General features: G+C 69.3%; 13 protein-coding genes and 1 pseudogene. 6 read left to right on the top strand and 8 right to left on the bottom strand.

Annotated features, from left to right (window positions below; genetic code table 11):
- Positions 1 to 16 precede the first annotated feature (16 nt).
- From BS329_RS29790 to BS329_RS44780, 4 genes are all read left to right on the top strand, one after another.
- On the top strand, positions 17 to 1,207 hold the full coding sequence (locus BS329_RS29790; protein ID WP_076164749.1) for a cytochrome P450: 1,191 nt from the start codon (positions 17 to 19) through the stop codon (positions 1,205 to 1,207).
- A gap of 2 nt (positions 1,208 to 1,209) precedes the next feature.
- Positions 1,210 to 1,425, top strand: a complete 216-nt coding sequence (locus BS329_RS29785) for a ferredoxin (RefSeq protein ID WP_084750333.1) — start codon at positions 1,210 to 1,212, stop codon at positions 1,423 to 1,425.
- A 68-nt stretch (positions 1,426 to 1,493) separates the two neighbouring features.
- Complete coding sequence (locus BS329_RS29780) at positions 1,494 to 2,699, top strand: GNAT family N-acetyltransferase (protein WP_244197343.1); 1,206 nt, start codon at positions 1,494 to 1,496, stop codon at positions 2,697 to 2,699.
- 85 nt (positions 2,700 to 2,784) lie between these two features.
- Positions 2,785 to 3,672, top strand: coding sequence for a nuclear transport factor 2 family protein (locus BS329_RS44780; protein WP_244197342.1), 888 nt, complete (start codon positions 2,785 to 2,787; stop codon positions 3,670 to 3,672).
- On the opposite strand, the gene mtnA is transcribed toward BS329_RS44780, so the two are convergent.
- Positions 3,644 to 4,609, bottom strand: coding sequence for an S-methyl-5-thioribose-1-phosphate isomerase (mtnA, locus tag BS329_RS29765; RefSeq protein ID WP_076164743.1), 966 nt, complete (start codon positions 4,607 to 4,609; stop codon positions 3,644 to 3,646). The two genes, BS329_RS44780 and mtnA, sit on opposite strands and share 29 nt — an antisense overlap.
- 57 nt (positions 4,610 to 4,666) lie before the next feature.
- On the opposite strand from mtnA, the gene BS329_RS29760 reads away from it, so the two are divergent.
- Entirely contained in the window at positions 4,667 to 5,065 is a 399-nt protein-coding gene (locus BS329_RS29760; protein WP_076165015.1) for a RidA family protein, read from the top strand.
- A 403-nt stretch (positions 5,066 to 5,468) separates the two neighbouring features.
- Here BS329_RS29760 and BS329_RS29755 read toward each other — a convergent pair whose 3' ends face one another.
- The 4 genes from BS329_RS29755 to BS329_RS29740 form a co-directional block, all read right to left on the bottom strand.
- Positions 5,469 to 5,927: a YfbM family protein gene (locus BS329_RS29755; protein ID WP_244197341.1), complete on the bottom strand. Its 459-nt coding sequence runs from the start codon at positions 5,925 to 5,927 to the stop codon at positions 5,469 to 5,471.
- Between the two features lie 9 nt (positions 5,928 to 5,936).
- Entirely contained in the window at positions 5,937 to 6,734 is a 798-nt protein-coding gene (locus tag BS329_RS29750; RefSeq protein WP_076164740.1) for a PIG-L family deacetylase, read from the bottom strand.
- 80 nt (positions 6,735 to 6,814) lie between these two features.
- Complete coding sequence (locus BS329_RS29745) at positions 6,815 to 7,504, bottom strand: dienelactone hydrolase family protein (RefSeq protein WP_076164738.1); 690 nt, start codon at positions 7,502 to 7,504, stop codon at positions 6,815 to 6,817.
- Positions 7,501 to 8,385 (bottom strand): arginase family protein, encoded by an 885-nt coding sequence (locus BS329_RS29740; RefSeq protein WP_076164736.1) that lies wholly within the window; start codon positions 8,383 to 8,385, stop codon positions 7,501 to 7,503. Before BS329_RS29740 ends, BS329_RS29745 begins: the two co-directional genes overlap by 4 nt.
- 94 nt (positions 8,386 to 8,479) lie before the next feature.
- Here BS329_RS29740 and BS329_RS29735 point away from each other — a divergent pair.
- A pseudogene (locus tag BS329_RS29735) lies at positions 8,480 to 8,827 on the top strand (TrpB-like pyridoxal phosphate-dependent enzyme); the annotation flags it as partial.
- Between the two features lie 68 nt (positions 8,828 to 8,895).
- Here the strand turns inward: BS329_RS29735 and BS329_RS29730 are convergent.
- The 3 genes from BS329_RS29730 to BS329_RS29720 form a co-directional block, all read right to left on the bottom strand.
- Positions 8,896 to 10,110: a GGDEF domain-containing protein gene (locus BS329_RS29730; protein ID WP_244197340.1), complete on the bottom strand. Its 1,215-nt coding sequence runs from the start codon at positions 10,108 to 10,110 to the stop codon at positions 8,896 to 8,898.
- A 138-nt stretch (positions 10,111 to 10,248) separates the two neighbouring features.
- Positions 10,249 to 11,460: an MFS transporter gene (locus BS329_RS29725; protein WP_076164732.1), complete on the bottom strand. Its 1,212-nt coding sequence runs from the start codon at positions 11,458 to 11,460 to the stop codon at positions 10,249 to 10,251.
- Positions 11,461 to 11,541: 81 nt separating this feature from the next.
- On the bottom strand, positions 11,542 to 13,395 hold the full coding sequence (locus BS329_RS29720) for a VanW family protein (protein WP_084750330.1): 1,854 nt from the start codon (positions 13,393 to 13,395) through the stop codon (positions 11,542 to 11,544).
- Positions 13,396 to 13,495: the final 100 nt, after the last annotated feature.

The raw sequence follows: 13,495 nt of genomic DNA, 5'->3' as shown, positions 1-13,495 counted from the left end.
GGGGGTTTCCGGACAAATGACCATCGCTGACGCCGAATTCGTCGCCTATCCCTTCAACCAGGACGCGGGACTCGAACTGGACGAGGCCTACGCCGCCGCCCGTGCCACCGAGGGCATGCTCCGCGTCCGTCTCCCGCACGGTGAGCCGGCGTGGCTCGCCACCCGCTACGCCGACGCGCGTTTCGTGCTGGGCGACCGGCGGTTCTCCCGCGCGATGGCCACGGACAAGGACGAGCCGCGGATGGCGCCGGGCAGGCGGCCCGGCGGGATCCTGAGCATGGACCCGCCCGACCACACCCGGCTGCGCACGCTGGTCGCGAAGGCGTTCACCATGCGCCGTGTCGAACTGCTGCGGCCGCGGGTCGCGGACCTGGCGGCGGGCCTGATCGAGGACATGAAGGCCAAGGGACAGCCCGCCGACCTGGTCGAGGACTACGCGCTGCCGATCCCGGTCGCGGTGATCTGCGAACTGCTCGGCGTCCCCGTCGGGGACCGGCCGAAGTTCCGGGTGTGGAGCGACGCCGCGCTGTCGACCAGCCCGCTGACCACCGAAGAGATGATGGCCAATCAGGACGAGCTGCGGGCGTACATGCACGTGCTCGTCGAAGAGCACCGTGCCCGGCCCCAGGACGACCTGATGACCGCGCTGATCGAAGCGCGCGACGTCCGCGACAGGCTGAGCGAGCTGGAACTGGTCGACATGTGCATCGGCATCCTGATCGCCGGGCACGAGACCACCGCCAGCCAGATCCCCAACTTCGTCTACGCCCTGCTCGAACAGTCGGACCAGCTCGCCCGCCTGCGCGGCGACCTGGACCTGATCCCGGCCGCCGTCGAGGAACTGCTGCGGTTCATCCCCCTGGGTGCCGGAGCCGGTTTCGCCCGCTACGCCACCGAAGACGTCCAGGTGGGTGACGTGCTGGTGAAGGAAGGCGAGCCGGTGATGGTCGCGATCGGCGCCGCCAACCGGGACGCGCTCCAGTTCACCTCGGCGGAAACCCTCGAATTCGGCAGGGAAGCCAACCCGCACCTCGGTTTCGGGCACGGCGTGCACCACTGCCTCGGTGCCCCGCTGGCCAGGCTGGAACTCCAGGAGGCTTTGCGGGCTTTGTTGCGCGATCTTCCCGGACTGCGCCTCGACGGAGATATCGTGTGGAAGACGCAGATGCTGGTGCGGGGGCCCCGCTCCATGCCGATCGGATGGTGACCATGAGCTGGAAAGTCGAGGTCGATGGCGGGACGTGCATCGGCTCGGGGATGTGCGCCGCGCTACTGCCGGAGGTCTTCGAACTCGAAGGCGCCACGGCGACGGTGGTCGAAGGGGAAGTGAAGCCGGACGAGAGCGTGCTCGACGCGGCGGACTCGTGCCCCGCGATGGCGATCGAGGTGACGGAAAGAGGTGAGGTGATCGGGCCGCGGCCCTGATGTCCGCACTTTGACGCGTGGCGGTCGCCGGTGAATGGGCGTAGGACGGCTGGGTGAGCGATGACGGCTTGACCCTTCGTACCCTGACCATCGGCGACCTGCCCGCGTTCGCGGAGCTGCTCGCCCGCGCGTTCAACCTCGATGCCACGGAGAACCTGAAGCACCGTGAAGAGCTCGTGTTCGAACCCGAACGTTCGCACGGCGTCTTCGACGGTGGCGAACTGATCGGGGTGGGGGAGATCCTCACCCGGAAGATCACCGTTCCCGGCGCCGGCCAGACACCACTCGCCGCGGTGACGTCGGTCGGTGTGCTGCCGGGACACCGCAGGCGAGGCGTGCTCACCCGGGTCATGCGGGCACAGCTGGACGGCCTGCACGAGGACGGCGGCGAACCGATCGCCGCGCTGTGGGCGTCGGAATCGGTCATCTACCCCCGCTTCGGCTACGGTCTCGCGGCGCAGTTCTACCGCGCGAAGGTGCGGGCGAAGGCCGCGTATCGGCCCGGTGTCGCACTCCACGCCGAGCGGGTGCGTGAAGTCGGGCGCGAGCAGGCGCTCCCGCTGATCAAGGCGATCTACGAGAAGGAAGCGCCGCAGCGGGTCGGCGCGCTCGACAGGCTCGAATCGACCTGGGAGTTCGTTCTCGACGATCCGGAGCGCCGACGCGAGGGCGCGACCGCGGTCAAGTTCGCGGTCCTGCCCGACGGGTACGCGATGTTCCGGGTCAAGAACGACTGGCATGAAGAAGGCCCGCGCGGGACCTTGCGGGTGGAGGAACTGGTCGCGACCACTCCGGAGGCGTACGCGTCGCTGCACCGCTACCTGCTCGACTACGACCTGATCGGCACCATCGAGGTCTACGCCGCCCTCGATGAACCGCTCATCCACCTTCTCGCCGACCCCCGCAAGATGACCCGGTCCGCCGGTGACTCCCTGTGGGTCCGGCTCGTCGACGTCGATCGGGCCCTGGTCACCCGCCGCTACGGCATGCCGGTGGATCTGGTGTTCGGCGTGCGCGACGCGTTCTGTCCGTGGAACACCGGGAACTGGCGGCTCGTCACCGATGCCGACGGGAACGCCGAAGTGACCAGGGTGGAGGACGCGCCGGATCTCGAACTGGACGTGATCGACCTCGGCGCGATCTTCCTCGGCGGGACCCGGCCGAGCACACTGGCCGCGGCCGGGCGGATCGAGGAACGGACCGCCGGGGCGGTTTCGCGGGCGACCGCGGCGTTCGCCTCCGATCGTGAGCCGTCCTGCCTGGAATCCTTCTAGCGCCGCATTACCTGACGGGTAATCGACTTCGCACGGTCTTCCTTGCGAGGGTGAGCAGGTGCGAAAAATCGAGAGATTCTTTGGTGTGGCGGCGGTTCTGGTCAGTGCGACGGTGATGGGAAGCGGACCGGCGGTGGCGGAGACGAACGAGGGGTGCCCGATCCTGGAGCAGTGGGGTGACCGGGTCGAAGGGGACGTGTCGCCGGGTGCCTGCGCCTTCATCGCGAAACAGACGGAATTCGGCGCGATGCGCTCGGACACGCCTGAGGCGCGGGAAGCTCGCGTTCGGTTGTACGGCTCCATCTTCGCCGCCGACGGGACGCTCGCGGAATCGGGCAGCGCCCCGCCGGTGCGAGGCAGGGCCGCCATCGAGAACAACCTTCGGACCCTGCTGGGTGCCTTCCCGACTTTCCGGTTCACCCCGGTGAAGGTCGTGGTGAACGGCGGCACCGTCTTCTACGAGGCGGCAAACGAAGCCGTGATCAACGGACAGCTGGTGCGCTACCCGGCCGTCTACCGGGTGGTGCTCGAGAACGGCGAGGTCACCGAGGGGCGTCGCTATCACGATCGGACGGAATGGTTCCGCCCGATCGAAGCCGGTGCCCTCCGCGAATTGTTCGCCGGTGTCGCCGACGACTGCCCGAGGCGGGGGCCGTCCTTCACCGGGCCGGGGCTGACGGCGCCGGTGACCGACCCGAAGTGTCATCTCGCCTATCTCGGCAGGCTTTCGAACGCGATGACCGACGTCCGGCTGGCGGCGGATCAGGCGGCCGCGGGTCCGCGTACGAAGTTCCAGGAGTACCGCGGGACCGTGCGGGCGAAGGGGCGGAAGATCGAGTACGGGATGATCGTGGGCACCGGGCCCGGCCTGATGCGGTATTACTTCGACACGCTTCCGCTGAACTACGACGACGCCGAGACGGCCGTACTGTTCGGCAAACTGCTCACGGGCGCAGCACCCCCTGTTCGGTGACCACCGCGGTCACCAGCGCGAACGGTGTCACGTCGAAGGCCGGGTTGAAGACCTGCGCGCCTTCGGGGGCGACCTTCGCCCCGCCGAAACTCAGGATCTCGCCGGGATCGCGTTCCTCGATCACGATCCCGGCGCCGTCCGGCATCTCGGTGTCCACAGTGGACGACGGGGCGACGACCACGAACGGGATCCCGTGGTGCTTCGCCGCGATCGCCAGGCCGTAGGTGCCGATCTTGTTGGCGACGTCGCCGTTGGCGGCGATCCGGTCGGCGCCGACGAGCACGCAGTCGACCAGGCCGCGGCTCATCGCGGCGGCGGCCGCGCCGTCGGGCTGGATCCGGTACGGGACACCGGCTTCGGCCAGCTCCCATGCGGTCAGACGGGCGCCTTGCAGCAGCGGCCGGGTCTCGTCGACCAGCACGGACTCGACCAGCCCGCGGGCGTGCAGGTGCCAGACGACGCCGAGCGCGCTGCCCCAGGCGACCGTCGCCAGGTGTCCGGCGTTGCAGTGACTGAGCAGCCGCAACGGCCGCCGCGCACAGTTTTCGCGCACCACCGTGGCGGCGAGCCGGGAGGCTTCGTGGTTGATCCGCTCGTCCTCGTCGAGGATCTCCAGCGCCTCGGCGAGGACCGCTTCGGGTCCCTCCGGAAGCCTCGCGAGCGCGCGGGACACACCCCAGCTCAGGTTGACCGCGGTCGGCCTGGCCTGGGCGACGCGTTCGGCCTCGGCCTCGACGTCACCTTCCGCGCGGGTCGCGAGCACCACGCCGAGCGCCCCCGCCGCACCGAGCGCGGGCGCCCCGCGAACCGCGAGACGCTGGATGGCGTCGACCAGTTCGCCGACCGTGCGCAGTTCGAGCACGCGGTACTCGGCGGGCAGCGCGGTCTGGTCGATGATCGTGACCGCGTCGCCGGTCCAGTCGATCGTCCTGCGCATGACGCCCCCGTGAAATCCAGTTGGCCGGCCGAGTCCGGTTCGGTCAGGATGCGGTTCGTGACCATTCAACGCCACCATCCGCCTGGTCTGCACCCCACGCCCACCTATCACCACGTGACCATCGTCGAAGGACGGCGGGACATCCACCTCGCGGGCCAGTGCCCGCTCACCGAAGACGGCAAGGTCGTGGAGGGCGACGTGCTCGCCCAGGTCGACCAGGTCGTCGCGAACACCGCCGCCGCCCTCGCCTTCGCCAAGGCGACCCCTGCCGACGTCGTGCGCACGGTGCTCTACGTGGTGACGCCGGACGCGGACGTGCTTTCGGCCGTCTGGGACCGGTTCGTCGGGTCGGAGATCCGGGAGGCCTTCACGACCGCGAGCACCCTGCTCGGCGTCGCACAGCTCGGCTACCCGGGGCAGTTGGTCGAACTCGACGTCACCGCCGCCACGGCTTGAGGCGGGCGCCGCGGACTCGGGACACTCGCCGGGAGTCCCGCCGAACTCGCGTGTGCGGTCTCCAGGCACGTGAGATACGGCTCCGAGCACGTGAGTGCGGGGTTTGACCCAGGTTCCCGCTGGACGTACTTCGGACTCAGGACGCTAGGCGCAGGGCAAGGGCCTTCCGGTAGTTCGGGCGCCCAGGGCGTCGGTACCGAGAGGGTCGAGGTGTTCGTGAGTGGCGATCGGGTTCTCGGGGGTATGGCAAAGGTGTGGTGGCGGGCCGCGTCCGGCGGGACAGTGACCGCGGAGCGGTCCGTGTCCTGAAGGCCACCGTTGAGACGATCAACGTCTCAACGGTGGCCTTACCCGAAACGCCACCCACGCCCCCTGCTCACCGGGATCCTGGGAAGCCGGGTGGTCACGTGATGATCGTGACGACCGGCTCCTCGGCCTTCGCGGCATCGGCGAAGAAGGTCACGAGCACGTCGTAGTAGCTCCGCACGTAGTCCAGCGCGTCAGGCTCGTCCCAGATCGACGGGTAGATTCCCCCGGCCTCGAGGTCCGAGAGTTCGACACCCCGCGCGAGCTGATCGAACCCGGTCCGCGACAGCGCCGCGGAAACCTTCCCCACCTCGTCGGCCGTGAAGTACCGCGCCGGTCCATCGCCGCCTTCTTCCCCCAGCAGCGTCCCGCCCAAGACGAAGTCGACCTCGATCCCGGCTCGCCCGGTCAGGAACCACATCGCGTGCCACGCCTTGTCGACGTCCACCGACCGCTCGGTGTCCCTGGTCTTCTCGGCGTACTCCCAGTACCGATCCGGGTCCTCGATCAGCTCACGCAATTCACCGGACGTGACCCGGAAGTACGCACCGCACATGCCCACCGGTCAGAGCCCCGCCATGAGGTCGGTCTCGGTGATACCCGGCCCCTGGCCAGCACGGATGAACCACTCGACACCGAACGCCCACGCGAAACCCTCGTCGGGCATCGAGAGGAAGAACGAGTCCTCACTGATCTGACTGGCGTGCGCGCGCATCGCGGCTCGTTTCTGCGGCAGGTACGCGGAGACGTCGACCCTCGCGGTCAGCACCGCTTCCGGCTTGCCGAACTCGGCACCACCCTCTTCGAAATCGGGCAGGTCCTCGGCCTTCATCTGCCCGGTCCGCACCGCCTCTTCCATCCCGCGGCGCATCTCGTCACTGTTGCTCGTGGCCTCGTAGACCCGCGGCGTGCCCGCCAGCTCGGCCGCGCGCATGCCGACGCGGTGCACCTGGATGTGGTCCGGATGCCCGTAACCGCCGTTGTCGTCGTAGACGGTCAGGACGTCGGCCCGCTCCTCCCGCAGGATCTCGGCCAGCCGCTGCGCGGCCTCCTCGACGTCGGCCTGCCAGAAAGTGCCGGGCACGTCGTTGCGCGGCTCGCCCATCATGCCGGAATCCGTGTACCCCAGGAACTCCACGCGCTTGGCCCCCAGCACCTCGGCCGAAGCGTGCGTCTCCTGGACGCGGCGCTGCCACAACTCCTCTCCCTCGTCGAGGAACCCGTCGGGCACCTCGCCGACCTCGCCCCTGGTCGCGACGACGAGCACGACACGGTGACCTTCCTCGAAGGCCTTGCGCATGACGCCGCCCGCGACGATGCACTCGTCGTCGGGGTGGGCGTGAAAACTCACCAATGTGGCCATGGTGGGGAAACTACCGGGAGGCACCGACATATTCCGGCGAGGCGGTCTTCTCCGCCGGCAATCGAACAGGGTGTGGTCCGCTACGCCGGGAACACCCGCCCGAGGAACTCCAGCGTCAGAGCCCAAGCCGCCGCGGCGGGCTCCGGCTGATGGAACATCGGCGCGACATGGTTGTGGAACGCGTGCCCCGCCCCCTCGTGGATGTGGATCTCCGCGCCGTCATGTCCGGTGACAGCGGCTTCGAGCAGGCGCACGCCCTCGGCCGGGATGTAGGGGTCGGCCCCGCCGAACTGGAACTGGATCGGGCAAGTGATCTTGTCCAGCAACGAGATCTGTCCCGGAACCTGCGAGCCGTAGTACGACACCGCGACGTCCGGGTCGCCCTCGGCGGCGGCCGCGTAGGCCATCGAGCCGCCGAGGCAGAAGCCGAAGACGCCCGCGCGGCCATCGGTTTCGGGCAGGGAACGCAGCATCGCCAGTGTCGCGAGCACGTCGGTGACCGCGCGTGCCGGGTCGAGCCTGCCCGCGACCGCCATCGACGCCGAGACCCCGGCTTCGTCGTGGGTGGCCGACCAGCCGGGTTCGAGCCGCCAGAACAGTTCGGGCACGGCGACGACGTAGCCGAGCGCGGCCAGGTCGGCGGCGACGGACTTGAGGTAGTCGTCGAGGCCGAAGATCTCCTGGATCAGCACCAGTCCCGGGCCTGAGCCGGAGCCGGGCAGCCAGAGCGGGGCGTCGAACGAGCCGTCGGCGACGGTCACTTTCGTCATCGGGTTCCTTCCAGTGCGTGCACGAGGCAGTCCGTCACCAGGGCGGCCTGCGTGCCGTCGGGGTCGAGGTCGGGATCGAAGATGGTCAGCTCCAGTCCGGCCGCGCCGGGGATCGCGAGCAGACCGCGAAGAAGTTCGACCAGCTTGTCCGGGCTGAGCCCGCCGGGGTCGGGACTGTCCACAGCGGACACGAACTCCGGGTCGAGGGTGTCGATGTCGACGTGGATCCAGAAACCGTCCAGTGGCGCGAAAATCTCGCGTGCGGCGGCGAGCGCGGCGTCGGTGCCGGAGGCCATGACCTCCTGACTGGTCACGATGCGCAGCCCGGCTTCACGCGCCTCGGCGGATTCTTCCGCGCGTACGCCGAGCACGAGGACGTCTTCGTCGCGGACGTAGGGCCCGAGCCCGTCCACATCGGCCAGTTCCGGAGCGCCGCGGCCGGTCACGACGGCGAGGGCCTCACCGCCGACGGAGGCGACGTGGTCGGAGTTGCCGAGGTGCCGGAAGTCGTCGTGACCGTCGAAGTAGACGATGCCGTAGCGCCCTTCGCGGCGCAGGGTCAGCATCGCGGCGAGCGCGATGGAGCAGTCACCGCCGAGAACGACCGGGAAGCCGCCGTCCGCGCGGATCTTCGCGAGCCGCCCGGCGAGGGCCGCCGTGTAGGTCGCGATGCCTGCCGCGTTCCGGGCGCCGCCGTCCGGCGACCAGTCCGGCAGATACCGCGGTGGAGTGACCACGCCGCCGTCGGTCGCGCCCAACCGGGTGAGCAGACCGTGATCACGCAGTGCGCCCGGTGCCTTGTAGCAGCCAGGGACCGCTCCTTCGGCCGGTGGGCGCAGGCCGAGGTTGGACGGCGCGTCGAGTAGTACGAGCTTTCCCATCACCCCACCGTAGTAGTCACGCCTGGGGCCACGCTGTCCGTCCCTTCAGGGTGAAGAGATACCGAGGAGACTCAATGGCGGAGCGGACATGCCGGCGGGCGGCCTGCGCTACCACGGGATGTCGCCGCTGATCTCGCACATCTGCGAACTCGGGCTCATCGACGCGATCGCCATCGGGCAGGAGGACCGTTTCGCCGCCGGGGTGCAGTTCGCCAGGACGGAAGGTGTCTTCCCGGCGCCCGAGCCGACGCACGCGCTCGCCGCGTGTATCCAGGAAGCGTTACGGTGCAAGGAAACCGGTGAGGAGAAGGTGATATTGACCGCGCTGTGCGGCCACGCGCACCTCGACCTCCCGGCGTACGGCGCGTACCTGGCGGGCGACATCGCCGACAACGCGCTGCCCGACTCCGTCCTCGAAAAGTCCCTCGCCAGCCTCCCGTAGCTGTTATGAACGGACCGTTTATAACAGAATTTGTTATAAACGGTCCGTTCATAACACGCGCGGTCGGGTCAGCCGGTGACTTGGTAGCCGGAGGTCCGGTTCCGCCCGGTGTTCTTCGCCTCGTACAGCGCCTGGTCCGCTACGGCGATCACCGCGTCGAGGTCGGTCACGCCCGGCCGGTCGGCGAGGCCGATCGACACGGTCACGTGCTCCGGCAGGTCGTCGGCACGCGACGCCACAGTCGACCGGATCCGCTCCGCGATGGCGTGCGCGTGCACCGCGGGCGTGCCGGGCAGCAGGATCACGAACTCCTCGCCGCCGAACCGCCCGACAAGATCCGTGCCGCGCACCTCGGTACGCAGCGTTTCCGCGATGGCGGCCAGATATCGATCGCCGACGAGATGTCCGTGCCGGTCGTTGATCAGTTTGAACCGGTCGACGTCGAGCATCAGCAGGCTGGTGTGCCGTCCCGCGCGCCGCGCGCGGTCGAGTTCGTCGGCCGCGGCCTCACGCCACGCCTCGGCGTTGAGCAGCCCGGTCTTGGCGTCGCTACGGGCCTGCCGTTTCAGTTGCCGCAGCAACACCCCGCGGTGCAGCACCAGCGTGATCCCCACGACCAGCAGCAGTACCACCGGCCAGTCCCGCAGCGCCCACGCCACGATGACGCCGAGCGCGATCGTCGCCGCTTCGAGCGCGTACTCGAACGGTTTCGCCAGCGCGTCGCGCAGATGGTCGTGCGGGGTGCCGTAGTACACCGCGACGGTCATCAGCACGGTGTTGACCAGCAGGAACACCGCGCCTGCCGCGACGACCAGCCCGAACGACCGCAGGTCGCGGGGGAGGACGTCGAACGGCGCGGCGTACCGGTCGAGGAACGCCGCGGCCGCGAAACCGGAGAGCACGGTGGCCGACGCGGAGAACGTCCGCCGGAACAGCGGATTCGGCTGCCCCCGGAACCAGCGGTAGAAGAACGACACGGCGATGACGAGCGCGGCGAGCGCGGGGTGGATCAGCAGCACCGCGGCGAAGGTCCATACGCTGTCCAGCGAGATGTGGGGCGTCCCCGCGAAACGTTCCCGGACGCGCTCCACGGGGCGTGACAATTCCGTGTGCAGCACGGCGCTGACGATCAGGACCGCGAAGGGGACCGCGTCACCCGGAGTGAACGGCACGCGGAGAAAAGACCAGGCGGATCCGGCGATCGCCGCGACGTCCACCAGAAGGACGAAGCCGATCAAACCGCGGTGGGGTAGCCGCCACAGCGCCCAATTCGTTAGCGCCACGGTGACGAACGTAATCGGTTGGATACTAGGTGTCACTACGCTGTCTGGGTAGGCGTGGGTGCACCACGCGTGACCGGATCGGGATTCGGAGGGGGTGAGCTCCATGCGCGGGCAGAACTGGTGAATACCCGGTTCCGGTCAAAGGGGGTGAAGCGGGGCCACGTGGCGCCATGCCCGGGTGGCCGGAACAGCCACTACGAGACCGGCGAGTGCGACGACCGAGACCGTCGTCGCGGGTGAACCGAGCACGCCGACGAGCAGGCCGCCGGCGATCAGCCCGATTCCCTGCACGGCGATGAGTCCCGACCCGGCGAGGCCGAAAGCCTGGCCTCGTTCGGTGTCGGGTACCAACCGCATGAACGTGGTGCTCGCGGTGACCTGGTAGGCCGCGCACATCCCGGACAGCAGCAGCAGTCCGGCGGCGTAAGCCAGCGATGGCCGGTACCAGAACGCCGCAAGCGGCACGATCGCGCCGAGCGCCAGTATCCCGACCAGCCGCAGCCGGACTTCCGGCCGGACGAGGCGGCCCAGCACGAACACCCCGAGCACGATCCCCGCCGGATGCGCGGCGAGCAGCAACCCCGCCGTCACCGCCCCGCCGCCGATTTCCGCGGCGTAGGGCACGGCGAGCCCTTCCGGCACGATCACGAAACCCGCCAGCCACGCCAGGCCGACCAGGGCGCGCAACCGGCGGTCGTACCAGATCGTGCGGGCGCCCGCACGAAGCCGCCGCAGGGTCGACGTCGCCGGTCCGCCGGAACCCGAAGCGGGCCGGGCCCGGATACCCAGCCGCAGGACGATCGCGGAGATCGCGAACGTCACCGCGTCCAGCGCGAGCCCTCGCCCCGGCCCGATCGCGGCGATGATCGCGCCGCCGAGGGCGAACCCGGCGAGCTGGCCGATCTGGTTGGTGATCTTCAGCAGGGACTGGCCGAGTACGTAGTGATCCCCGCTCAGCACCGACGGCAGGACGGCGGCCTGCGCGGCGGTGAACGGGGCGTTCGCCAGTTGCACCACCACGAGTACGGCCGCGAGTACGGGCAACGGGATGCCGGGGATCGCGAGCACCGCGACCAGCGCGGCACGGACGACGTCGGAGCAGACCATCACCGCCCGGCGCGGGAACCGGTCGGCCAGCCCGCCGAGCAGCGGCCCGCCGATCAGGTCGGGCAGGTAGGTGAGCGCGTAGGTCAGCGCGGGCCAGGTCGCCGACTGGGTCCGCTGGAACACCAGCACCGACAGGGCGACCCTGGCCACCTGGTCGCCGAGGATCGACTGAAGTTCCGCGAACCAGATCGCCCGCAGTTCACCGACCGCGAGGATCTGCCGGAAGGTCGCCGTCGAGGTCACGAGGTGGCCACCCCCGTTCGAGTCGGGTCGCCACTCAGCGTACCTTTCCGGGCGCGCTTGGTGAACGCGTCCAGGTGAAAATTACTCCGTACCGCAGGTGATCTTCGGCTGCGGATTGTAGTGCACGTTCCGGGTGTGCCGCCGGACCTCGCGGCCGGACGCGGCGTCCTTGATGACCCGGGTGTCCGACGTGGTGAAGCCGGGCGCGCCGTTGCTGGGCTTGCAGTTCTCGGCGGGGCCGGGCTTCGTCGGCGGCTCGGACGGGTTGGTGCGGCCGCCCGGGATCGACTCGACGGTGTACTTCTTGGTGCCCCACAGCCGGATCGTGATGTCCGACGGCGACCAGATGGTCTGGATCGCGACGCCGGTGTCACCGTCGTTGGTGAACTTCAGGTCGATCACGCTGCCGCCGCTGTGGTTCTGGAACACGGTCGCCTCGCGGGCGGCGGGGTACCGGCTGATGTAGTAGCTGTGTTCCTTGTGCTCGGTGTCCTTCATGCCGGCGAAGTACGAGGCGTTGTACAGCGTGGTCGCGAACTGCGAGATCCCGCCGCCGACCTCGCGGCCGGGCGCGCCGTCCTTGATGACACCGGCTTCGACGTAGCCCTGTGCCGTGCCGCGCGGCCCGGTGAACCCGTTGAGGCTGAACGTCTCGTTCGGCTTCACGATGGCGCCGTTGACCTTCTGCGCCACGACCCGGATGTTCGTCCCCGAGTCCGGGGCGAAGCCGCCGGTCTTGAACTCGCTGACGACCTCCTTGATGCCGAGCTGGTTGGCCTGCTCGGTGGTCACCTTGGCCGGGGTCTTCTTGTAGGTCACCGGCAGCTCGCGGGGCGCGGCGCGCTTGAGCACGTCGAGCACCGGCTTGAGGCTCGGCTCCCAGTCGACGACGTTGGCGTCCTCGGAGGGCTGGACGGTCGGCTTGCCGCCTTCGAAGACGATCTGCGCGTCTTTGCCCTCTTTTTCGGTGGACTTCAGCTGCGGGCCCGCGGCCTCGATGATCTTGTTGTTGTCCACCTTCGGGTTCAGCACGCCGCCGTCGGCGGGCTCGAAGGTCAGCGCGGCCGCGATGGCGGCGGGTTTGACGACGGCGTCCTTGCCCTCGCCCTTGATCACCATCGGCGACGCCACGGCGGGCTTCGCGATCTGTTCGAGGGCGGCGTGGACGGCCTCCGGGGAGACCTTGACCGGGGTCTGGGTGACCGCGAGCGTGAGCGGCTCACCACTCGCCCAGCGGTCGAGGATCGTCTGCTTGGCGGCCTCGACGTCGAGCTTCTGCCCGGTCTTCGGCTCGACGGCGACCGGCTTGGCCTCCTCGAAGCGGACGGTGCCTTCGACGGGGTCGCGGTCGATCTTGTCGCGCAGGCTCGCCAGCGCGGAGGTGAGCTTCTCGTCCTCGGTGTGCGTGACGACGCCGACCTCGGTGGTCGAGAAGAACGACGCGACCCGCGTGAACGGGTTCAGCGGCTGGTCGCCCGCCTGGTCGAGGGTGGCGGGCCAGTCGAGACGCAGGCCTGCCGTGTTCGGCGCCAGCGACTCCTCGGCGTCACCCGCGACGACCTTCACCGGCCGGGTCAGGCGCGGCTCGATCTTCCCCTTGAGCTCTGTCTCGGCCACGGCGCGGTCCATCCCGCCGACGTCGATCCCGGCGACGGTGACGCCGCGGGGGACGCTGCCCTGGGAGACCAGCACGTCGAGGGCGTACGCGACGACCAGCAGGCCGAACACGCCGCCGCCGACGAAGGCGGCCTTGCGGTAACTGCGACGGCGCTTCGGTGGCGCGGGCTCCTGCGGGGTGGCAGACTCCGCGAACCCGGGCGTGACGACCGGGAGAATGTCCGTCTGCTCGGCATGGGACTCGGGCCAGCGCGGTTCCTGCGGCAACTCTCCACCCTCCACGGTCCGGCGAGCACGCCGGACGTCGTGATCGAACATCCGGGCCTTCCACGCGTTCCGGACGTACGTTCAAGATACGGGGCGGGTTTTGTGGGCCTGCAACTCGCCCGGTTGGGTGATCGGGTCACTCCGTCGGGTG

The sequence above is a fragment of the Amycolatopsis coloradensis genome, assembly GCF_001953865.1.
In the GTDB taxonomy this organism is placed as follows: Bacteria; Actinomycetota; Actinomycetes; order Mycobacteriales; family Pseudonocardiaceae; genus Amycolatopsis; species Amycolatopsis coloradensis.
This window is presented reverse-complemented; position numbering and strand designations above follow the sequence as displayed.

Bases quoted from the DNA above. Each gene is read 5' to 3' on its own strand.
- BS329_RS29740 (WP_076164736.1), bottom strand. From the start codon at position 8,385: ATGGGAAAGCTCGTACTACTCGACGCGCCGTCCAACCTCGGCCTGCGC.
- BS329_RS29750 (WP_076164740.1), bottom strand. From the start codon at position 6,734: ATGGCCACATTGGTGAGTTTTCACGCCCACCCCGACGACGAGTGCATC.
- BS329_RS29785 (WP_084750333.1), top strand. From the start codon at position 1,210: ATGAGCTGGAAAGTCGAGGTCGATGGCGGGACGTGCATCGGCTCGGGG.
- mtnA (WP_076164743.1), bottom strand. From the start codon at position 4,609: ATGCGCAGGACGATCGACTGGACCGGCGACGCGGTCACGATCATCGAC.
- BS329_RS29790 (WP_076164749.1), top strand. From the start codon at position 17: ATGACCATCGCTGACGCCGAATTCGTCGCCTATCCCTTCAACCAGGAC.
- BS329_RS29745 (WP_076164738.1), bottom strand. From the start codon at position 7,504: ATGACGAAAGTGACCGTCGCCGACGGCTCGTTCGACGCCCCGCTCTGG.
- BS329_RS29755 (WP_244197341.1), bottom strand. From the start codon at position 5,927: ATGTGCGGTGCGTACTTCCGGGTCACGTCCGGTGAATTGCGTGAGCTG.
- BS329_RS29720 (WP_084750330.1), bottom strand. From the start codon at position 13,395: ATGTTCGATCACGACGTCCGGCGTGCTCGCCGGACCGTGGAGGGTGGA.